The 19979-nt window shown below is 71.5% G+C and carries 16 protein-coding genes; 8 read left to right on the top strand and 8 right to left on the bottom strand.

Annotation, left to right across the window (positions count from 1 at the left end; translation table 11 throughout):
• Positions 1 to 14 precede the first annotated feature (14 nt).
• Together ACFYQQ_RS21660 and ACFYQQ_RS21655 are read left to right on the top strand one after the other, a co-directional pair.
• Positions 15 to 635, top strand: coding sequence for a hypothetical protein (locus tag ACFYQQ_RS21660; RefSeq protein ID WP_355795480.1), 621 nt, complete (start codon positions 15 to 17; stop codon positions 633 to 635).
• A gap of 287 nt (positions 636 to 922) precedes the next feature.
• Entirely contained in the window at positions 923 to 2110 is a 1188-nt protein-coding gene (locus ACFYQQ_RS21655) for a DUF2235 domain-containing protein (protein ID WP_356242436.1), read from the top strand.
• Between the two features lie 22 nt (positions 2111 to 2132).
• Here the strand turns inward: ACFYQQ_RS21655 and ACFYQQ_RS21650 are convergent, their stop codons facing one another.
• The 3 genes from ACFYQQ_RS21650 to ACFYQQ_RS21640 form a co-directional block, all read right to left on the bottom strand.
• A complete protein-coding gene (locus ACFYQQ_RS21650; RefSeq protein ID WP_356175850.1) occupies positions 2133 to 2900 on the bottom strand; it encodes a peptidoglycan-binding protein in 768 nt (255 codons plus the stop codon).
• Between the two features lie 80 nt (positions 2901 to 2980).
• The gene (locus ACFYQQ_RS21645; protein ID WP_355795394.1) at positions 2981 to 3859 is read right to left on the bottom strand and encodes a peptidoglycan-binding protein; all 879 of its coding nucleotides are present in this window, start codon (positions 3857 to 3859) and stop codon (positions 2981 to 2983) included.
• On the bottom strand, positions 3778 to 4581 hold the full coding sequence (locus tag ACFYQQ_RS21640; RefSeq protein ID WP_356242439.1) for a BTAD domain-containing putative transcriptional regulator: 804 nt from the start codon (positions 4579 to 4581) through the stop codon (positions 3778 to 3780). Before ACFYQQ_RS21640 ends, ACFYQQ_RS21645 begins: the two co-directional genes overlap by 82 nt.
• 304 nt (positions 4582 to 4885) lie before the next feature.
• Between ACFYQQ_RS21640 and ACFYQQ_RS21635 the strand changes: the two genes are divergently transcribed.
• From ACFYQQ_RS21635 to ACFYQQ_RS21615, 5 genes are all read left to right on the top strand, one after another.
• Positions 4886 to 5371, top strand: coding sequence for a hypothetical protein (locus tag ACFYQQ_RS21635; RefSeq protein WP_355794281.1), 486 nt, complete (start codon positions 4886 to 4888; stop codon positions 5369 to 5371).
• A gap of 306 nt (positions 5372 to 5677) precedes the next feature.
• Positions 5678 to 7612: a DUF6603 domain-containing protein gene (locus ACFYQQ_RS21630; protein WP_356242442.1), complete on the top strand. Its 1935-nt coding sequence runs from the start codon at positions 5678 to 5680 to the stop codon at positions 7610 to 7612.
• A gap of 5 nt (positions 7613 to 7617) precedes the next feature.
• A complete protein-coding gene (locus ACFYQQ_RS21625; RefSeq protein WP_356242444.1) occupies positions 7618 to 10434 on the top strand; it encodes a hypothetical protein in 2817 nt (938 codons plus the stop codon).
• Positions 10431 to 14909 (top strand): hypothetical protein, encoded by a 4479-nt coding sequence (locus ACFYQQ_RS21620; RefSeq protein WP_388904978.1) that lies wholly within the window; start codon positions 10431 to 10433, stop codon positions 14907 to 14909. Before ACFYQQ_RS21625 ends, ACFYQQ_RS21620 begins: the two co-directional genes overlap by 4 nt.
• The gene (locus tag ACFYQQ_RS21615) at positions 14906 to 16609 is read left to right on the top strand and encodes a hypothetical protein (protein ID WP_356242449.1); all 1704 of its coding nucleotides are present in this window, start codon (positions 14906 to 14908) and stop codon (positions 16607 to 16609) included. The genes ACFYQQ_RS21620 and ACFYQQ_RS21615 overlap by 4 nt, the downstream gene beginning before the upstream one ends.
• A gap of 66 nt (positions 16610 to 16675) precedes the next feature.
• Here the strand turns inward: ACFYQQ_RS21615 and ACFYQQ_RS21610 are convergent, their stop codons facing one another.
• From ACFYQQ_RS21610 to ACFYQQ_RS21595, 4 genes are all read right to left on the bottom strand, one after another.
• Positions 16676 to 17536: a nuclease gene (locus tag ACFYQQ_RS21610; protein WP_356242451.1), complete on the bottom strand. Its 861-nt coding sequence runs from the start codon at positions 17534 to 17536 to the stop codon at positions 16676 to 16678.
• A gap of 218 nt (positions 17537 to 17754) precedes the next feature.
• Positions 17755 to 17931 (bottom strand): hypothetical protein, encoded by a 177-nt coding sequence (locus ACFYQQ_RS21605; RefSeq protein ID WP_355795353.1) that lies wholly within the window; start codon positions 17929 to 17931, stop codon positions 17755 to 17757.
• A gap of 4 nt (positions 17932 to 17935) precedes the next feature.
• Positions 17936 to 18334, bottom strand: coding sequence for a hypothetical protein (locus tag ACFYQQ_RS21600; RefSeq protein WP_355795351.1), 399 nt, complete (start codon positions 18332 to 18334; stop codon positions 17936 to 17938).
• A gap of 167 nt (positions 18335 to 18501) precedes the next feature.
• Positions 18502 to 18648 carry a hypothetical protein gene (locus ACFYQQ_RS21595; RefSeq protein ID WP_356242454.1) on the bottom strand — a complete coding sequence of 49 codons (147 nt, stop codon included), beginning with the start codon at positions 18646 to 18648 and terminating at the stop codon, positions 18502 to 18504.
• A 9-nt stretch (positions 18649 to 18657) separates the two neighbouring features.
• Between ACFYQQ_RS21595 and ACFYQQ_RS21590 the strand changes: the two genes are divergently transcribed.
• Positions 18658 to 18813, top strand: coding sequence for a hypothetical protein (locus tag ACFYQQ_RS21590; protein ID WP_355785182.1), 156 nt, complete (start codon positions 18658 to 18660; stop codon positions 18811 to 18813).
• Here the strand turns inward: ACFYQQ_RS21590 and ACFYQQ_RS21585 are convergent.
• Positions 18801 to 19940 (bottom strand): helix-turn-helix domain-containing protein, encoded by a 1140-nt coding sequence (locus tag ACFYQQ_RS21585; RefSeq protein ID WP_355785184.1) that lies wholly within the window; start codon positions 19938 to 19940, stop codon positions 18801 to 18803. The genes ACFYQQ_RS21590 and ACFYQQ_RS21585 overlap by 13 nt on opposite strands.
• Positions 19941 to 19979 lie beyond the last annotated feature (39 nt).

Below are 19979 nucleotides of genomic sequence, written 5' to 3'. Positions count from 1 at the left end.
TGTTCAGGCGATTCATGGCTTCGGCGATGGTGATTGCCGCCGGAATCGGCGGCGCGCTGATCGCGCCGTCTGACGCAGGCGCTCAGGACTACGGGCCCAACACCTGCCGACAGGGATATGTCTGGCGGCTCGCGCGGGCCGGCGATCTCGTGTGCGTGACACCGCAGACGCGTACCGACACCGCCAACGACAACGCTCTGGCTCCCGGCCGGACCCTCGCGAACGGCTACTGCGAGCAGGGCTACGTCTGGCGTGAGGCGTGGGGATCCGACGACCTCACCTGTGTGACCCCGCAGACCCGCGCTCGGGCACGGTACGACAACCGTCAGGCCGACGACCGGCGACTGGCGGTGCGGGTGTGGGTCACTTCGGTGAACGGCAAGCTGAAGGTCAGCGGCAACCACTTCAATGTGAACGGCCGGGTCCGCATCGTGTTCTCCGGCGCGGTCAGCAAGTCCTGGACGGTCACGGCCACCAGGCACCCCGGGCACCCTGGCGGGAGCTTTGGTTTCGTCCCCGGCTACAGCGCACGGTGCGCACCCGGAAACCCGAACTCCAATGTCTACGCGGTCGATCTGACGTCGGGTCGCCGGACGGTCAGCGTCCCGTTCGTCTACTGCGTCAGGATCGACTGACGTTCGTACGGCTGCAACGTACCTGCCACGCCTGGGATCAGGATATCCGTTCCGATTCGGGACTGAATCATGAGTAATTCCTGATCCGGATGTCGGTAATTCAACTTCCCTGTCATTGGCAGGCGGAAGATTCAACTTACGCCAGTCCTCGGTCTGGCTGCGCCTACGGGTCGTGCGGACATGCCGTGAGCGGGGCGCACCGCTCACGGATGGCGCGGCCCGATGGGTGGTGGAAGCATGGAGGTGGTGCTACACGCCGCTCCACGCTCTCGCGAGGAGGGATGGTCATGGCCAAGCGTCTGGTCGTCTGCTGTGACGGCACATGGAACTACGCCGACCAGCCGAGCAAGACGAACGTTGCCAAAGTCGCTCTGTCCGTGCGCCAGGGGTCCGCCGTCGGGAAAGATCAGCGGGTCTACTATCACAGCGGCGTCGGTACCGACCGGTGGGAACGGCTGCGGGGCGGCGCCTTCGGTGTGGGGCTTTCGCGGAATGTCGCGGAGGCCTACCGGTTCCTCGTCGAGACGTACGAGCCCGACGACGAATTGTTCCTCTTCGGCTTCAGCCGTGGGGCGTTCACCGCCCGCAGCCTGGCGGGGCTGGTGCGCAACTGCGGCATCCTACGGCGGGAACACGCCGACCGAGCACAGGCGGCATGGTCCCTCTACCGCGACCGGAACGAGCATCCGAGCGGCGCGGCATCCACCTTGTTCCGCCGTTCGTACGCCCGCGAGACCGGGATCGACTTCATCGGGGTCTGGGACACGGTGGGTGCGCTGGGCATACCTATGCCGAGCGCCGCTCCGCTCCAGTGGCCGGTGAACGCGTTCAACCACCGCTGGGCGTTCCACGACACCGAGCTGAGCAGCTGGGTCAAGGGGGCCTTCCACGCGCTGGCCATCGACGAGACGCGCTCGGCGTTCCGGCCGGCGCTGTGGCACCAGCAGCCCGACGCCGCCCGGCACGGGCAGGAGTTGAAGCAGGTCTGGTTCGCCGGGGTGCACTGTGATGTCGGTGGTGGGTACACGGAGGCGGGGCTCTCCGACATCGCCCTGCTGTGGATGGTCGACCAGGCCCGGCGCTACGGGTTGGAGTTCGACGACGAGCCGTTCAGGGCGGCTGGGCCGGAAGAGACGAGTCCGCAGAAGGGGGTGGGCTTCCGGATCGAGCCGGACGGCTCGGGTCAGCTGCACGAGTCGCGTACGCACATGTACCGGCTGGCCAAGGCCTACCACCGACCGCTGGGCAGCGCGGTGAACGACAGGAACGAGCCTGACGGGAACGAGTTCCTGGCCGTCCCGGCCAAGGAGCGCTACGAGCACGACGCCGGATACCGGCCCCCTGGGCTCAGGCGGTATCTCACTGACCAGGAGGGGGTCCGGCTGGAGCCGGTCCCCCTGTCGGACCTCACGGCCGGCCTGCCGACGATGCCGCCGGCCGCGTCCGCGCCGGCGGTCGGCCGCGTAGGCCGTTGAGGCGACCGCACTCCCCGATAGCTCAATCTCCGTCCACCAGGAATCCCTTGGCCTGCAGAGCCGCCACCATCGCGGCATGCGTGTCCTCCCCGCGCTGCCCGTCCGCGGCCAGCCCTTGATCCCGCTGGAACGCGCTCACCGCGGCCTGGGTGCGCGGGCCGTCGATGCCGTCGATGGGGCCCGGGTCGTAGCCGAGCGCGGTCAGGGCTTCCTGGATACCGCGGACGCCTGCCAGATGGAACTCCCTGGGGCGACCGGCGCCACCGCCGGGCATCGGCGGTGAACCGTCCTGAGAGAAGGTCACCGACGCCACGGTGTCCGTACCGGTGATGCCCAGGAAGAACTCATGGAGGTCGACCCCCTGGTACTGGCCGGCCGGTGCGCCGCCGATGATCTCGACTAGGGCCCAGTGGAGGTGGGTTGCGGTCGGGCCGCTGCGGCAGACGGTGCCCAGCGGATCGCCTCTGGCGACCGAGGAGCCGGCGGTGATTCCGGCCGGCACATCGGCGATGTGGGTGTAATAGACGCCCACCATGTCGTTGGGGGCTCGCATGAAGAGCTGGGCGCCGTACACCCTGGGGGTGTCGGCGGCCGGGTCGTGCGGGTTGTACCGGGTCACGTGTGCGTCGAAAGCCGCGCGGACCAGGGTGCCTTCGGCGGCGCCGAAGTCCATGCCGTACTGCTCGTACCAGTGCGGCGGCTGGTGACCGCCGACGTTCGGTCCGCCGAGGTCGGTGGCGCCGGTACCCGGCTGGAACGGGCCGGACATGTCGAGGGTGAACGCGGTCATGATGCCGTACCTCTCCATCTGTTTGACGTTGGACCTGTCCTTTCCCCCGTCTCTTCGCTGTGGCACTCGGGGCGCTGGGGTCAGGCCCCAGCCACGACGAAGCCCTGTGCGGAGAGCTGGGAGGCGAGCGCGGACAGGGTGTCGGGGTCGTCGAACGCCCCGTTCTCGCCAAGGCCGTTGGCTGCCTGGAACTCCTTGACCTTGCCCTGGGTGAGCGGGCCGTCCGCGCCGTCCTGGGTCAGTGGTGTGAAGTGCAGGGCGAGCAGGGCCCCTTGGACGCCGAACACGTCCGACAGGTCCAGCACGATCTGCTCCAGCGGCAGACCCTGGGACTCCGCGTCGAGGGCGAGCAGAAAGTGCGCCCGGTCCAGTTTGTTCCGGATCCTGATCGTGCCGACGTCCGGGGTGAAGTGGCATTCGTCCGCCGCGCCCGCCCAGTTCCGCACTCCCACGTGCCCCTGGAACTTGGGGAACCTGAACTTCGGACCCATCGCCCAGCACATGCTCAGTGCGGCGAGTTGGGCGTTGGCCGGCCAGGAGTCGAAGTCACCGAAGCCGTCGCGGCCGATGAGCACTCCCGCCATCTCGTCGAGCTTCTCGAACACATGGCGGTCGATCTCGTCGTCGTCCACGTGCAGGCGGGTCAGGGGCGGCCGGAAGCTGTTGTGGCCGACGGGGGCCAGTTCGAGGTGGGACTTCACGGTGTCCCATTCCTGGGCGACCTCCTCGCTCGCCGCCTCCGCGTCCACGTCGTTGACGAGCCAACGGAGTCTGCCCGCGGCGGCCAGTGAAGCGGCCCGCTCCTGCGGGGTGGGCGCGGAATTGTCCCGTGCCGTCTCGTCGATCTTGTTGCCTATGCCGGTGCTCACATACCCTTTCACGTCCAGGTACATGAAGTTGACGCGTCCTTCCAGCGGGTCGTTGAAGGTGATCCAGTAGTCGCGGACGCTCTGGTGCATGGTGCTGCCTTCCTTCTTCCGGCTCCGGCTCGCTCGGGCAGCATCCGGGCGAACCGGGGCGAGGGTGCGACGCCGAGTTCCTCCTCCAACAGGCGGCGGAACTCCTCGTAATGGCGCACCGCCTCGCCGACGTTGCCCTCCGCGAGATGGGCTGACACGACCGCCCGGTGGGCGCTCTCCCGCAGCGGTTCCGCCCGGACGCTGGCCCAGCCCGCCTCGATCGCGAGGGCCGGTCTGCCCTGTCTTGTCAGGGCCTCGGCCAGCTCGTCGAGCGCGTGCAGCCGCAGTTGCCGCAGATGCTCACGCTCCAGCAGTACCCAGTCCTCGTCCCAGCCGGGCAGCAGATCCTCGACGGTCAGCAGTCCCAGCGACGACAGGGCGTACGGTGCAGGGGCGTTGCCCTGCACGACACCGAGCGCTGTCCGGGTGAGGGCGTGGACGTCCACCCGCAGGTCGGCGGTGACCCGAAGGACGTCGCCGCAACAGCTGACCAGCGGCGGTTCGGCGTGAGGCAGCTTCCACAGGGTGGTGCGCAGGCTGCCTCTGGCATGACCCTCGGTGACGTCGGGCCACAGCGTGCCGGCGAGGACCGTGCGGCACGCCTGCCCCCGCAGTCCCATGAAGGCCAGGAGCCGCTGGGCGTTGCCAGAGAGGTCGACATGCTCGGTGCCCAGTTCCAGACGGAATTCGCCGAGAAGTCTCAGCCGAAGAGAGGACGCCACTTTGATCGCCTCGCGCGCACGGTTTCGCGTGGGCGCGCCTCGCGCGGACCTTTCGTTGCATCGAGGGCGCACGGTCGCGTTCGCCGCCTCGACCGGGCCCCCGAAACGTCGCACGGGTCGACGACGCGTACCGCCTTCTCATTTTCAGACTCCTGCTCACCCCCTGCAACCGGGCCCGGAGGGACCGTCATTGACGTCGGGGTGACGGTGCGCTGACGCCGCGTCCGTAGCGTCGGACGCGGCGCAGGAGAGGCGAGCGCGGGGAATGCCCGGCAGTCGGGCCAAGGACCGACAGGAGGACGCCATGACAGCGACGGCGACCATCGAGGAGTTCATCTGCGTGCGGCCGGCGACGTCGACCGACTTCGACCTCGGGTCGGTGATCAACACTTTGCTTGCCCCGGTCTACGAGTTGCCGGGTGCCCAGCTCATCGACCGGCTCACCGGGAACGTCGACATCGGCCGGCTCATCAGCGACGCCGCGAACGAGGCACCGGACGACCTGTATGCCACGACCACCGACTCGCCCGGTCTGGACAACAGGGTGTGGCCGCCGGGCGACCCGTTCGAGGCCGCCGCGGGAGCGCGGATCCCCGTCGGACTCGCCTTGCCCGTGGAGGGCGCCACGACGGTCTTCCTGTGGGAGAAGGACAGCAGCCCGTTCGCCAACGACGACAGGCTGGGCTCCGTCACCATCGACGAGAGTGAGCAGGGACAGGGCGACCTGTCGAAGATCGCCTTCTCCGAGGAGGAGAAGTCCTGTTACTACGTCTCGTACCACGTGGACTGAAGGGAGCAGTCCCATGTCGGTGCGGGACCGGGGGTACTGCGGCAAGTGCCACGCGATGTTCCACGACGGAGATCCGGAGAAGGGCGCCTGTCCGAGGGGCGGTGGCCACGAGGCCGTCGGGTACACGTCGTCCCTCCGAACAACGCCTCCGGGACCTCCTTGTGCGCGACCGCACCATCGCATGGCCGGGCAGCGGCGGAGCCCATGGGCAGTGGATCGCGCCAGGTCAAGGCAGGTCAGCACGTCTTCGACCTGTTCCCCCATGGACGGCCCCCGGGCCGGACGGTTCTGACCGTGAGGTGAGTGATGGGCGGCATCTTCGGACTCGATCTGGAACGGCTGGCCGACGACCGGCTCCCGGCGACGGTGGAGATCGACTCCCCGCTGCCCCCGGTGCGGCTGCGGGGCAGGCTGGAGCGCCGGCAGTTCCGCTCCTTCTCGGGCGTGCTGAGCGCGACCGTGCCCGCCACGACGGTGACCGCCTTCGGGCAGCTGGATCTGGCGGCGCCGGGCGGTCCGGCGTTCGTCGCGCTGCTCGGCGCCACCTTCCCCGAGCCGGGCGTCCAGCTGGGCCTCGGCTTCGCGCTGAGCGGCGTCGGCGGTGTCGTGGGCGTCAACAAGGCGGTGAACCGGGACGCCCTGATCGCCGCCATCGCCGACGGCACCGCCGGTGAACTGCTGTTTCCACCCGACCCGGTGGCGGCGGCGAAACGGGTCGTCCCCCGGCTGCCGGCCCTGTTCCCGACGGTGCCGGGGCGCACCGTCGTCGGGCCGATGTTCCAGATCTCGTGGGGCGGCCGCATGGTCTCCCTGTCGGCGGCCGTCGTGGCCGAGGTCCCCGACCCGGTACGGCTGTCCCTCCTCGGAATCCTGCGGGTCGCGGTGCCGGACCCGGAGGTGCCGCTGATCCAGCTCAAGGCCACCTTCGCCGGACAGTACGACAGCGCCGAGCCCAGCACGTTCCTGATGGCGAGCCTGAGCGGTTCGCACATGGCCGGGGTGCCGCTCGACGGGGACGTGCTGGTGCTGAGCCGGGGAGGGCCCGATCCGACATTCGTGCTCAGCGCGGGCGGTTTCCACCCGGCCTTCGCGGTCCCGCGGGGTGTGCCGGCGCTGCACCGGCTGTCGATGAACCTCTCCCCGGTGCCATGGATCCAGCTGCGCTGCCAGGCGTACTTCGCGATCACCACCAACACCCTCCAGTTCGGCGCCCAGCTCTCCCTGGTCGCGGAGATCGCCGGCTGCGGGCTGCGCGGCCAGTTCGGGCTCGACGTCCTGGTCCACCGTGAGCCGAGCCTGTCGTTCAGCGCGCGGATGCGGGGCTCGCTGTCGGTCGAGGTGTTCGGCGAGTCCCTGGTGGGCGTCGCCTTCGACCTCACCCTGGAAGGACCCGCCCCCTGGCACGCGGTCGGGCGCGGCAGCATCGACCTGTTCCTGTTCAGCGCCTCCTTCGATTTCGACGAACGCTGGGGCAACCCGCCTCCCGCCCTTCCGGCCCCACGCGCGGACCTGCGGCGCAGACTGGAAGAGGCCTTCGCCCGCCCGGAGGCATGGAGCGCGCTGCCCCCTGCGGGCGGCGACCGGATTCCGGTGCTGCTGTCCCCCGCCGCCAACCGGCAGATCGGCGAGGGGCGCCGCGTCCACCCGCATGGCGGCGTCGTCGCCCAGCAGCGCGTCCTGCCCTTCGGTGTGGACATCGAGCGCCTGGGACCCTCGCTCGTCGAACCGGCCGAACAGTGGGACATCGCCTCGGCCTCGCTGGGCGGCGAGGAGGCCGACGCGGGAGCGACCACGGACAACTTCGCCCCCGGCCAGTTCCGCAGGCTCACCGACGACGAGCAGTTGGGCGCGCCCGCGTACGACAGGTACCGGTCGGGTGTCCGCTTCGTCGCCGACACCTGTGAGCCGGACGAGGACGCGTTCGTCACGGCCTCGCTCGACTGGGAGACGAAGGTCGTGCCCGACCCGAACCCGACGCGGCTGCTCGACCTGCTGAGGTTCCTGCGGTTGGAGGCGCTCGTACGCGCCGAGATCACGGCCACCGTCTCCCTGCGGGACCCGATCTGGTGGCCGGCCGGGGTGAAACTGCTCGTGTCCCACGAGCCGCCCGTCGTGGCCGCGTCGACCTGGGCGATGACCGCCGCCTCCCTGCCGGCCTCGCCGTCGGCGACGAACGGGGAGCTGCGCCTGCTGTACGCCGGTATGGCCGGGGTGCGGCCGGTCGAGGCCTGGGAGGTGTGACCCCGATGTCCGAGGACCTCCAGTTCGCCCCGTACCTGCAAAGCCCCGTCGGCGGAGCGATCCGCAGCACGGTACCGAACGGGCCCGCGCTGCTGGATCCGGGGCTGACCCTGCTCGGGCCGGGCGGTGAGATCCCGGTCAGGCCGCCCGGCGACGCGTTGCGGATGCTCGGCCCCGAGGCCGTCATCGGCATCGACACCAGGCACGTCCTACGGGTCGATCCGCCGCCCGGCATCCAGGACGCCGAGCCGAACTACCTGGTCTGCGTGGAGTTCGACGCGCCCCAACTGCCCTGGCTGTTCACACCCGCCCGGCCCAGCGAGGGCATGCTGCGGCCCTGGCTGGTGCTGGTCGCCGTCGAGACCGCCGGGCACCCCCTGCAGGGCGGCGGGCCACTGCCCTTCGTGGACGTCGACGCCACGGCCCTGCCGCCGCTGGACCAGTCGTGGCAGTGGGCCCACGTCCAGCGCCCCGCGGGCCAGTCGGGTCCGCTGATCTCACGGCTGCTGTGCCCACTGCACCTGAGATCGGACACCGACTACACGGCCTGTGTCGTGCCGGCCTTCCAGGGCGGGGTCGCCGCGGGACTGTCCGGCGGCCTCACCGAGGTCGACCAGCACGGCGACGCCTGGCGCCGGGACCAGGGCGGCGTCCGGCTGCCGGTCTACTACAGCTGGCAGTTCCACACCGGCGCCCCGGGCGACTTCGAGCAACTGGCAACCGCGATCGTCCCGTTGTCCGCCGAGGAACGCGGCCCGCTGTCCGGCCGGACGGTCGACATCACCCAACCGTGGCTGCACGGCCCGCCGCTGGCCTCCGCCGATCCGCCCGGCGCCCGGCAGACCATCACCGTGCAGGGCGTGCTCCAGCTCGTCGACTCCCCCGCCGAACAGGCCGTCACCGCCCTCGCCGACTTCGCCTCCCGCGTCGCCCGGCACATCAGCCGGGGCACCGAGGACGCCGTCGCACCGCCGCTGTACGGCGGCCGCCCCGTCGTACGCGACGACGTCGAGGACGGTGAGTCCGGGTGGCTGGCCGAGCTCAACCTGAATCCGGAGACCCGGATCGCGGCATCCCTCGGCGCGGGCTGGGTGCGCGAGAACCAGGAGTGGCTGATGGCCCGGGCCTGGGACCAGGTCGGTGACGTCCGGGAGGCCAACCGGCTGCGCAGCCGTACCGCCTTCTGCACCGCGGTCGCCGACTCCGTCTACCGGCGCAGTGTGCAGACCCTCAGCCCCGACGAGACGCTCGGGCTCGCCGCTGCGGTGGGCGACCGCGTCCGCACCGGGAGCGAACTGCCGCTGCGGACCGAGGTCGTGGTCAGCCCGGCCCCTAACGAGCTGGTCGCCCCGGCCCTGCGGCGGCTGCTGCGGCGCCGTGGGCCGGTCGCCCGCCGCGCGGGCCTCGACGGGGAGTCGTACGTCCGCCGCACGCTCAGCGGCGAGCTGCTGCCGCCGCTGCCGACGGCAATGTTGACCCGGCCGGTGGAGGCCGGGCAGTTGGCGGGGGAGGACAGCGTCGAGCTCAACGCCAAGGTGGGCACGGCCCTGCGGGCGACCGCGACCGCGCGGGGCGCCCGGACGCTCAGGCTGCTGTCGGCCATGGCGCCGTCGGCGTGGGCCAACGGCTTCGACACCCAGGCAGGTGCGCTCACCGCGCTCGTGGCACGCCCGGCGGAGGGCATCGCGCCCGCCGAGGGGACGACGGGACCGGCCGACGCCCTGCGGATGTTCCAGGCGCTGTCCGCCGTGGAGCTGTCCGACCTGACCGGTGGCCTGTCCCCCGCGTTCGCCGAGCAGTCGCCGGACGCCGTGATGACGCTGGCGGAGCCAGACACCGCCCTGTCGCCGGACGCGTCCATGGGCGACGATCCGGGGGCGCACATCATGGAGTTCGGTGTGCCCGTCGACGCGCACGGGATGCGCGAGCGCCTCGCCCAGGCCTTCGACCCCGGGCCCCTGCTGGCGGCCCGGCTCGACAGCACCGTCACCATCCTGTCCGAGGAGGCGCTCGCCGTGCCCGCCACGCCCGGCGAGCCGGTCATGACCGCCCCGGACTTCCCCGCGCCCATGGCCCTGGCACTCCAGGACACCGCGGGCGACTGGTTCCTCCCGGGCTCCGGGACGATCCCCGACGACCGGGCCGTGCTGCTCCAGGCCAACGCGCCGTTCATCGCCTCGTTCATGGTAGGCGTCAACGACGAGATGAACGGCGAGATGCGCTGGCGCGAATACCCCACCGACCTGCGCGGCAGCCCCTTCACACACTTCTGGCCGCGCCCCGACGGCGAGCCGGACGTACCGCCCGTGCACGCCTGGGACCCGGACGGCGCGCTGAGCGCCCAGCTCACCCTGGGCGCGGGCGAGCTGGACGTGCTGCTCATCCGGGGCCGGCTCGTGCGCCGGTACCCCCAGATGGTCGTGGCCGCCGTCCCCGCCCAGTCCGTGGGCGCGGCCGACCTCGGGCAGAGCACCTGGGAGCACCCGAGGATGGTGCTCACCCTGGACGAACGGACCTGTGCGTACGCGTTCGTGCTGCCCGGGGACATCCACGACTGGTGGTTCGTACTCGCCGAGAACAGCTACCGGATGCGGTTCGGCTTCGACAACCCGGTGGATCCGGCGCCGCCGTACCGGCACTGGTCGGACCTGAGCTGGCAGGTCCCGGAGGGCGGTTTCGCCGACCTGTCGGCGATGCCCGCCGTGCCGGAGCAGGAACCCCGGCCGGACCGGTGGAACGCCGCCACCGTGGCCATGGTGAGTCTGCAGCGGCCTTTCCGGGTCGTCATGTCGGCCCGCAAACTGATCGGAGATCCAAGGTGACCGTCAACCTGGAACTGGCCAAGGCCCGCCGGGCCGTCGCAGACGCCCGGATCGCGCTCGACTGGTCCCGCGCCGGACTCGCCATGTACAACAAGCGCATCGAGTCCGGGGAGAGTGGCCTGGAGGCCGAACATCTCGCCCAGGGCCAGGAGGCGGCCACCAACCAGACCCGTTATCAAGCCGCCCGCGACACCTACCACGAGCTGGCCTGCGAGGAGCCGGAGCTGTGGTCGGCCGACAGCCACTCCGACCCGCTGCTGCTCCTGCCGCTGCGCCTGGAGACGGTGTACCGCAACACCGGGGAGGCCGCGTTGGAACTGTGGATCCGCGCCTACCCGGACGACATCCACGTCGACTCCCACGAGCCGGCTCTGACCCCGGCCGAACGTGTCGCGGCGGAGGCGTACTGGTGCGAGGTCTGGGCGGCCGGCCCCAACCAGGACCGCCGCAAGGCAGCCTGGGCGCAACTCGTCGCCGCGATCGGTCCGGGCCGCGCCGCATGGGCGGTGAAGGCGCTGCGGCCCGGCCTGCAGGATCCGCCACGGACCGAGACCCCGCCCGGCGCGAGCGCGCCCTCACCGGCTCCCTGGGCGGTGGAACCGCAGAGCCGCGACGGCTGCTGGACGCGGCCGGCTCACACGTACGCTCTGCCCGACCGGCTGGTGTTCTCCGGCTACGAGACTGTCGGGGACGGACAGATCGGGCTGGTCTGGCGCCAGGAGGGCGCGCCCATCCCGGAGGTGCTCGACGTCGGCCTCGGCCCGGACAGCCCGGTCCCACCCGGCTGGCTCAGCGACTTCGAGGAGGCCGTGCGGGTCGGCATGGGCGTCAAGGTGCTCATCGAGGGCGAGACGCGCTCCGACTTCAGCCTGGTCACCGTCGCCGGGGTGCGCGGCGGGGCCTCGGAGCACACCGCTGAACTCATCGGCACCCTGCTGGACGCCCATCGCTGCACCGACGGCCTGGCGGTGCTGCCCACCGGCACGCCGACCAACAACACCGAGTCCACCAGGTCGGCATGGCGCACCCGGATGCCGCCGCCCAGCCCGGAGAAGGCCGACGAGCAGCGCGCCGCCCTCGCGGCCCTCGGTGACCTGGCGCCCGGCAGCCCTCAGGCCGCCGCCCGCGCCGCCCGGGCCCTTGGACCCGCCGCCGGGCGCGTGCTGGCCGAGACCGCCGACGGGCTCGACGTGGACGACCACGACCTGCTGCGCCGACTGCACGCAGCATTCGGTGCCATGGCCGCCGCGTCCACGAACTGGATGAACTACGACTCCGACACCCAGGTCGACCTGACCTTCCTCGTCCAGCACTTCGTCGAGCACGTGCGCGGCCGCGGGACGCTGCCCACGATCCGGATCGGACGGCAGCCCTACGGCATCCTGCCGGTCACCTCACTCGACCTGTGGCACGGCACCGAGGTCGACCTGCGGATCCTGGAACACCTCCAGAGTTTCCGCACCTTCGCCGAGTCCCAGGGCTGGCGTTCGCCCACCCTCGGCAGCGGTGACGCCGACGAGGTGATCAACGACCTGCTGCACCGCCTGCCCGCCTCCCGGCGGCTGCGCTTCGTCCAACAGGAGCCGGTCAGCCCGCCGTTCCAGCCCGCGCCGGACACGCCGACCGGCACGATCCCGTACAAGAGCGGCTTCGCCTGGCAGCAGCCGCCCGACCCGGCGTTCCTGCCGCAGCCGCTGGAGTTCACCCTCACGGCCGCGCCCGCGCCGGAGGTGAGGGACCTGCTCCGGGCCCACCCGCTGCGCACGCTCCTCGGCGCCCTGCAGGAGTTCGCCCACCTGCAATCCCTCCAGCAGGAGGTGCCGCCCGAGGTCACCCAGCGGCTGTTCGACCTGGGCCCCGCCTTCGAGGGAACCCGCAGCGGCAAGCTCGGGCCCTGGTACCACCTCGCCATCATGGCCCTTCACCTGTACTACTTCCGGCTCGACCAGCGGCTCCAGTCCGGCGGCGCCGTGGACCCCGTCATCGACCTGACGGGTGGTCAGGTGAAGGTTCCGCCCGGCACGGTCCCCGAGTTCTTCGACTGGGCGGCCACCGCCATCGACCAGTTCGCCGCGGCCGAGGAGATGGCTGACGGCGACCTGCCCCGGCTGGAGCTCCTGCTGTGCGAGGTGCTGGACACGCAGAGCCACCGCCTGGACGCCTGGATGACCTCCGTCGCCTCCGCCCGGCTGAACCGGCTGCGCCGCGACCGCCCCGACGGCACCCACCTCGGGGCGTACGGCTGGGTCACCGATCTGCGTCCTCTGGGCTTCGGCGAGGAGTCCGTGCCGACCGACCCGGAGGACGACGAGGACCCGGAGATCGTGGGAAACGCGGAAGAGAACCCCCAGGCCCCGACCGACGACGAGACTCCGGCCGAGCCCGCCGAGGAAAGGATCAAGGAGACCCACGACGGCTATCTCGTGGCCCCCTCCATGCACCACGCCACCACCGCCGCCGTCCTGCGCTCGGGGTGGCTCAGCCACACCGACGCCGAGGCCTTCCGCGTCGACCTCCGGGCGCGCCGGGTGCGCCAGGCCCTCGCCGTGGTGGACGGCGTCCGCTCCGGCCAGACCCTGGGCGCCCTGCTCGGCTACCAGTTGGAACGCGCCCTGCACGACGCCCACCTGGACGGACTGATCGCCCCCTTCCGCGCCGCGTATCCCACCCCGCGCCTCGCCGAGCCGGACGCGCCGGGTGCGCAGGAGGCCCGTACCGCGACGGCCGCCCGCGACGTCGTCGACGGTCGCGCGCTCATCGCCGACCACACGGCCCACGGCCGTCAGCTCCAGGACCTTGACTCGCTCACCGAGGTGCTCACCGACGAGAGCCGGCCGCTGCTGGACCGGGCCGGTCCGCTCGTGAACGACCTGGAGGCCACCGTGGACGCGGTCGGCGACCTACTGCTCGCCGAAAGCGTGCACCAACTCGTCGCGGGTCATCCGCTGCGGGCCGGTGTGGCCGCCGACGGCATCGCCCGCGGTGACACACTGCCCGAGGAGTTCGAGGTCCTGCGCACACCCCGCTCGGCCGTCGCGCTCACCCACCGGCTCGGCCTGCTGGCACCCTCCACCGGTACGGGCGGCTGGACGGCGGGCCGGCCGCTCGCCGCACTGGAACCCGCCCTGGAGCGCTGGTGCCAGACACGGCTCGGTGACGCCGCAGGCTGGACGTTCGCCTTCGGTGACCCGGCCGCCCCCGCCCAGGTCTCCCTCGCCGATCTCGGGGTCTGCGCGCTGGACGTCGTCCTGGGCGCGGGGTTGTTCCGGGACGGCGCCGACCGGCAGCCCGACGCCGTGACCGGGGCCGAGAGCGTGCTGGCACACCGGCTGCTGCGCCGTGTCCCGGCGGGAGCCCGGGTCACCGACACCGGGGCCGCCCGGTTCGGCGAACTGCAGTTGCTGTGCCGGTCGCTGGCCGGAGTCCTGGCCGGCTCCCGGCCACTGCTCGTCACCGACCTCGACCCCGGCGCGGGCGACGACTGGTCGGCCGCCGACCTGCCGGAGCTGGCCGCCCGAGTCACGGCCTGGCACGGGGCGGTGACCCTCGCTCTCGCCGAACTGCGCGAGCAGGTGGAGGCGTTGCCGGGCACGGTCGACGAGGTCGTCCGGGTCCTGGAGACTCTCACCGACCTGGGGATGTCCGGCGCGTGGCCGTCGGCCCGAGAGGACGCCGATCGGGTGGAGTCGCTCCGCGGTCAGGCCCTCGCGGTGCTGAACCGCTTCGAGGCCGAGCCGCTTCCCGCCCTGCCGGGGCCGCCACCACAGGATCCGTCGGCGGTGCTGCAGTGGGTGACCCGGCTACGCGCGACGCTCACCTCGGTGCTCGGCTGGACCCTGCCCGTCCTGCCCGTACTCCACCTGGGCGGCAGCGCCGCGGCGGGCGCGCTGACCGGGCCCGCCCCGCAGGAGGCCGACGAGGACACGGTCGCGGACTGGCTGCTGGAGATGGAACGCGTCCGGCCCCAGACACAGGCCTTCGGTGACGCGCTGACGGCCGCCGAGACGCTGGCCGGCACGGCCCCCTGCACCACCGTCGTGGCCCAACTCCCCGCCGGGCAGCCCTGGATCGCCCGCGGCCGGGCACCCGTAGCGTCGCGCAGTCATCCCTTCCCGCACCACTGCGCGGTGCTGCGCGCCGACGGTGCACCTGACGCCGAAAAGACCGCCGGACTGATCGTGGACTCCTGGACGGAGTCCGTGCCCGAGCCCGGCGTGGGCGAGCACCCGCCGGAGGAACTGGGCGGCCTCGCCTTCCACTACAACCAGCCCGACGCCCGCGCCCCGCAGGCTCTGCTCCTGGCGCTGCCGCCCGACCGCACACGCGGCTGGCGGATGGAGGACGTCCACGCCGTGGTCGAGGAGACCTTCGCGCTCGCCCGGCTGCGCGGCATGGACCTCACCGACTTCTACGAGCTGCGCGGTCTGCTGCCCATGCAGTGGACGATGCCGGCACACGGATGGGGACCGCTATGACCATGTTCCGGTACGAACCCGTGCCGCGTGACACCGGCATGGACGAGGCACTCGCCGCCCGGACCGCCGACGCCGCCTGGTTCCTCGCCCGGCAGTACGCGTTCGGAGAGTTCCGGGGCGACGACGCCGCCTCCCCCGTCAAGGTCTCGCTCGCCCAGGAGGCCCACCGGCTGGACGGCTGGCGCACCCGTGCCGATGCCGAGTGGCAGCCGTACGAGCCGGACACGATGGTCCTGGAGGCCCTCGTCGAACGGGAACCCGGCAACGGCCTCGACGCCCGGCTGGCGATGGCCGGCGCGATGCGCTGGCGGCGTGCGCTGACCGTCGCCGGACTCGTCGCCCTGCTGCCTGCCTTCGCCCGGGTCTGCCCCTTCGCCACCGATGGCCCGCTGGCCCCCACCGGTCTGTCCGCCGCCGTGCGTGACCGGCTCCCCGACCCGGTCGCCCTCGCGCCCTGGCTGGCCCGGATCGCCGAACGCGACCAGACGGCCGCCAAGGAGTTCGACGCGCCCGACACCGACGCCGCGCGCGACGCCCTGGCGAGCGCGGCCGTCACCTGGCTGTCCTGGTGGCACGCGCACGTCCCGGACGCCGCGCCGCCCCAGCCCGCGAAGCCGCCCGAGGCATGGAACCCCGCCCGCCTGGAGTACGCCTTCGAGGTGCGCGCCTCCAGCCTGCCCGGCCTCGTACTCAACGCCGGGGAATACCACGGCGGTCACCTCGACTGGTGGGCCGTGGACGCCGCCCCGGACGCCCAACTGCCGGTCGACGCAGCCGCGGTGACGCGCGAGCAGCGCACGATCGTCCCCACCCCGGCGGTGTACGGCGGCATGCCCGTGTCCCGGTTCTGGGAGATGGAGGACGCCCGCATCGACTTCGGCTCCGTCGACGCCTCCCCCGCCGACCTGGGCCGGCTGATGCTCATCGCGTTCGCCACGGTCTACGGCAACGACTGGTTCTGTGTGCCGCTACCGCTCGTCGTCGGCTCCCTGAGCCGGGTCGTGGACTGCTCCGTCCACGACGTCTTCGGCGGCGAGACGACCCTCGGTCACGCCACCGCCCGCGACCTCGTCAGCTGGAACCTCTTCGGCCTGGGCGACCGCTCCAACGGCGGTGTCCCTCCGGCCGAGGGCATGGCGATGCCGCCCTCGCCCTGGATCTACCGGCCGGCGTCCCTGCCGGACGGTCTGGAGAGCCCCGCTGTCGAATCGGTGCTCCTGCTGCGCGACGAACAGGCCAACCTCGCCTGGGCCGTCGAGGAAACGGTCGCCGACCGCGCCGAGGAGCGGGTCGACCGCTACTCGCGCTGGATCGCCGCCACACCGCCCCCCGCGCCGGCCCAGGGCGCCGCGGAGCCGCCTGCCGAGGCCGCCCCGCGCTACCTGCTGGCCACCGACGTACCCGCCCACTGGTACCCCTTGGTCCCGCAAACCCTCGCCGACGAGGAGTCCATCCGCTTCCGTCTGGCCCATCTGGTCCGCGACGACGCCTCGCTCGAGGCTCCACTGGGCCGACTCCTCGCCGAGACGACCGGCCTCTACGAGGAGGAGGTGCCGCGCTCCGGCATCCGTGTCGAGCGCAGTCGGCAGTTCACGCGGTGGCAGGACGGTTCCGCGCACGCGTGGACCACCCGCCGCAAGGTGAGCGGAACCGGGGGCGGATCGAGCGGGCTGCGGTTCGACGTGCTGAAGCAGGACTGACCTGAGACCGGGACCGGCATGAGCCCCGCCCGCTGCGGGCGGGGCTCATGCCGGTCTCAGCTGTTCTCAGGAGTCCTCGAACAGCAGGTCCTCGGGCGGGTGGGTCATCCGCACGGTCTCGCCGTTGGTGGTCTCCACGACCCTGTGCAGTCCCACGCAGCGCTCACCCGTGGACAGGATGGAGAACCGGTCCCCCACGCCTGCCAGAAATGCGGGGAAGCAGGTGAGCGGCAGCGTTCCGAGGTTCAGGTAGTCCACCAGGCGGCGGAACAGTTTGGGCAGGAGCACGGCGTCGTCCGTCAGCGAGGACAGGCCGCTCACCTTCACCCCGCTCAGGGTGACGTCAGTCGGCCACAGGCCCCGGCCCGCTGTCCGGGCCTGTTCGGCGGTGATGGCCATCTCGGCGCGCAGGCTGGTGAACAGGCTGCGGTAGAACGTCGGGTAAGTCAGGCCCACCGTGAGCAGGTGGTGATTGAGCGTCGTCCTCAGGACGGCGGGGTCGACGTCGATCTCCCGTCCGCTGTCCCCCGGTGGTGCGCCACGGCCCGCCAGGGCGATGCACCGGCCGTGGACGTCGGTGCCTCGGGTGAGGACGAAGCCGGGGACCGCGTCCGGGGTGGTGGCGATCACGTTCTCGCCCTCACGCTGGACCTCGGTGAACCCTATCCAGCTCAGCAACTCGTCGCGCGCGGCGTGGGCGAACCGCAGGGGCTGGTGGACCCGGTTCGCACCGTAGTGCGTCTCCAGTGCGTCGATCGCGTCGAGCCGCAGCTTCGCGCGGCCCGTGGCACTGTGCTCGACGGCGCGGCCGCGCCCGCCGCCCACGAGGTCCCATTCGGCCGGTGCGTCGGGGGTGAAGGCCACCGTGTCCCCGTCCGGCTGGGAGCCCTTGACTTCGTACAGGCCTTTGATCAGAAGCATGGGCATGGCGACTCCTCAGACTGTCCCCCTCCGTCCAATTATGCTGCCGAATAAGGCATTTCGCACTTTATAGAAGGCAACAAGCCGTCACCCCACGCCAGTTAAGGGCGCCTGGACGGCACCTCAGGCCCGGCCTCCCCCAGTTCCAGGTCGGGTGGGCGCGGGCCCGGGGGCGGGGGTGCGCAGGGCCGCTGGGAGCCCCAAACCCCCGCTCCCGTGTTCTCCTAGCCTGCCGGCACGTCGGCTCCCGGCTGGCCGACGCGCTTGACCCTCAGGTCGAAAGCGAACGCCTCATCACAGGTGAGCTGCACCTGCCGCCCCAGCACATTCACGGCCACCTCGGCGGTCAACGGAGTCCGCCAGCCCTTTGCCACCACCTGGCCCCACGGCTCCTGGTACACATCCTTACCCCCGCACGCGCGGGCCGGACACCTCGTACGAGCCCTCAATACGGGCAATCTGCTGCTCCCCCGCAGCTGCCCCGGCCCCTTCCAGCCGGCCGTATGCCACCTCTCCGACGATGACACCCCGGTCGAACAGACCCGGCTCGACGGGCCCGCCACCCCCGTACTGCTGCCCGTCCACTTCCAGCGACAGGCCGATGTGAGTACCGAAGGCGGAGTTCTCGTAGAGCTCCAACGACACCTGCATGCCGTCCCGCTCGGTCTGGCACGTCGCCGCATGCCCCCTCTCGCGGGTCACACTCACCGAAGTGTCCCGCTCACCCGCCACCGCCGCAGGTGCCAACGCCAGCACCGTCGCAGCCAGCGCACCAGTGACTGCAACCCGCTTCCCTACCTGCATCCCTCACCCTCCAAGCACCGTATGCCTGTGATACCTGGAGTTGGACTCACAAACAGCGCGCGGAGTTGTAAGCCGCCGGTGCCTTACGCCCGTTCGCCGTCCGGGTGCGCTCGGGTTGGATGAGGGCGAACAGGGCGAGGAGTGAGGGCAACAGCGCTGCTCGACGGCTACGCGGTGCCCTCAGTCTCGGCCCGCAGCCGTACGGCGAGGTCACAGCGCCGGACGTGCTCCCGGCATTTCTGCGCGCCGATCCAGACCGGATCCGACTCCTGGTGGGTCCAGGCCACCGCGAGCGAGCGCCGCACCAAGAACACGCGTTGAGCGTGTCCTCGGACGCGCAAGCCGGTCAATTTACCGTCCTGGAACTGCACGGACACCTCACCATCGCCGTGACGCCGATCGTCACGGCACCACTCCTGCCCGAGCAGCACGAGCCAGCTGACGACATCAAGACCGATGCCGTGACTCAGCTGTCCTGAAGACCGACCGCCAGCGTCAGTTCGAGGACCTGGCGTGGCGATGCGAGATCCGGAAACAGCTCCCGCAACTGCGACATCCGGTACCGGACTGTCTGAGGATGGACGAACAGGGCCGCCGCCGTCTCGTCCCGCCTGCCCTGGTGCAGCAGCCACGCCCGCAGAGTCTCCTCCAGCCGCCGTGCGGTCGCGACAGGCAAGGTCCGCAACGGTGCGAGGGCTCGGGCACGCAGGTCCGCGAACGCGTCCAGGTCGGCACTCAGCACCAGCTCGGGCAGGTGTTCCTCGGTATCGCGAATCTCAGAGGACAGGGAACGCGCGCGTACGGCTCGGGCGTACGAGGCGGACGCGCGCGTCCACGGCCGCGCCGGGCCGACCACGGCGTTGCGGCCGGTCAGCCGCCGCAAGAGATGTGATCGGTCGGCGTCGGGAACGAGCAGCACACCGGTGGCGTCCGGCAGATCATCGAGGACGAGGGTGCTCGCGTCGAGCGCGCGGTAGGCGGGTCGGGCATGGCCCGCGGGCAGCAGGACCGCGGTCAGCGACACCGGAGGCTGCCACCCGGCCCGTTGGACAGAGGCCAGCAGCACGTCCGGGCTCGCACCGGCGAGGAGGTCGCGGGCCAGGTGTTCCAGGTGGCGCTCCTGGTCTCTGCCCCGAGCGGCCAGTTCGTCGGCGTGGCCCGCGGCACTCGCGGCGGAGAGCTCGTCGATGTAGGCGAAGGTCAGCTCGGCGAACTTGGCGACCTCCGCGGCCGGCAGACCCGCGGGCACGGCACCCGCTGCCAGGCATCGCCAGGCCACGCGGGCACCGACGCGGTAGGCGCTGAGCAAGGCGTCCATCGAACGACCGTCGCGGACCTCGCCGCGGCCCAGCTCGTAGGCCGCGTCACCGGCGTCGCCGCCTGTGGCGTTCCCGCTCGCGAGGTCCAGGTAATGCCCCAGGGCGGTGCGGACGGCTCGGCGGATGGTGACGCCCATGTGGCCCGAAAGGGCGTTGGCGTAGGGCGGGACCTCGTCGATGATCGCCTGGACGACCTCGTCGGCGGTGCTCTTCAGCGCGGCCCGCAGTGCGGTGACCGTCGTCTCATCCAGGTCCAGTTCGCTGGCCCGCTGGATTGCGTAACTCATGTTCTTGTTCCCTGCGAACAATTCGACCGACCAGATTCA

Source organism: Streptomyces sp. NPDC005496, assembly GCF_042872045.1.
In the GTDB taxonomy this organism is placed as follows: domain Bacteria; phylum Actinomycetota; class Actinomycetes; order Streptomycetales; family Streptomycetaceae; genus Streptomyces.
The sequence above is the reverse complement of the archived record's forward strand: the minus strand, read 5'-3'. Positions and strand labels throughout refer to the sequence as shown.

Coding starts and splice junctions, on each gene's coding strand:
- ACFYQQ_RS21660 (WP_355795480.1), top strand. CDS start 15: ATGGCTTCGGCGATGGTGATTGCCGCCGGAATCGGCGGCGCGCTGATC.
- ACFYQQ_RS21655 (WP_356242436.1), top strand. CDS start 923: ATGGCCAAGCGTCTGGTCGTCTGCTGTGACGGCACATGGAACTACGCC.
- ACFYQQ_RS21650 (WP_356175850.1), bottom strand. CDS start 2,900: ATGACCGCGTTCACCCTCGACATGTCCGGCCCGTTCCAGCCGGGTACC.
- ACFYQQ_RS21645 (WP_355795394.1), bottom strand. CDS start 3,859: ATGCACCAGAGCGTCCGCGACTACTGGATCACCTTCAACGACCCGCTG.
- ACFYQQ_RS21635 (WP_355794281.1), top strand. CDS start 4,886: ATGACAGCGACGGCGACCATCGAGGAGTTCATCTGCGTGCGGCCGGCG.
- ACFYQQ_RS21630 (WP_356242442.1), top strand. CDS start 5,678: ATGGGCGGCATCTTCGGACTCGATCTGGAACGGCTGGCCGACGACCGG.
- ACFYQQ_RS21625 (WP_356242444.1), top strand. CDS start 7,618: ATGTCCGAGGACCTCCAGTTCGCCCCGTACCTGCAAAGCCCCGTCGGC.
- ACFYQQ_RS21615 (WP_356242449.1), top strand. CDS start 14,906: ATGACCATGTTCCGGTACGAACCCGTGCCGCGTGACACCGGCATGGAC.
- ACFYQQ_RS21610 (WP_356242451.1), bottom strand. CDS start 17,536: ATGCCCATGCTTCTGATCAAAGGCCTGTACGAAGTCAAGGGCTCCCAG.
- ACFYQQ_RS21600 (WP_355795351.1), bottom strand. CDS start 18,334: ATGCAGGTAGGGAAGCGGGTTGCAGTCACTGGTGCGCTGGCTGCGACG.
- ACFYQQ_RS21585 (WP_355785184.1), bottom strand. CDS start 19,940: ATGAGTTACGCAATCCAGCGGGCCAGCGAACTGGACCTGGATGAGACG.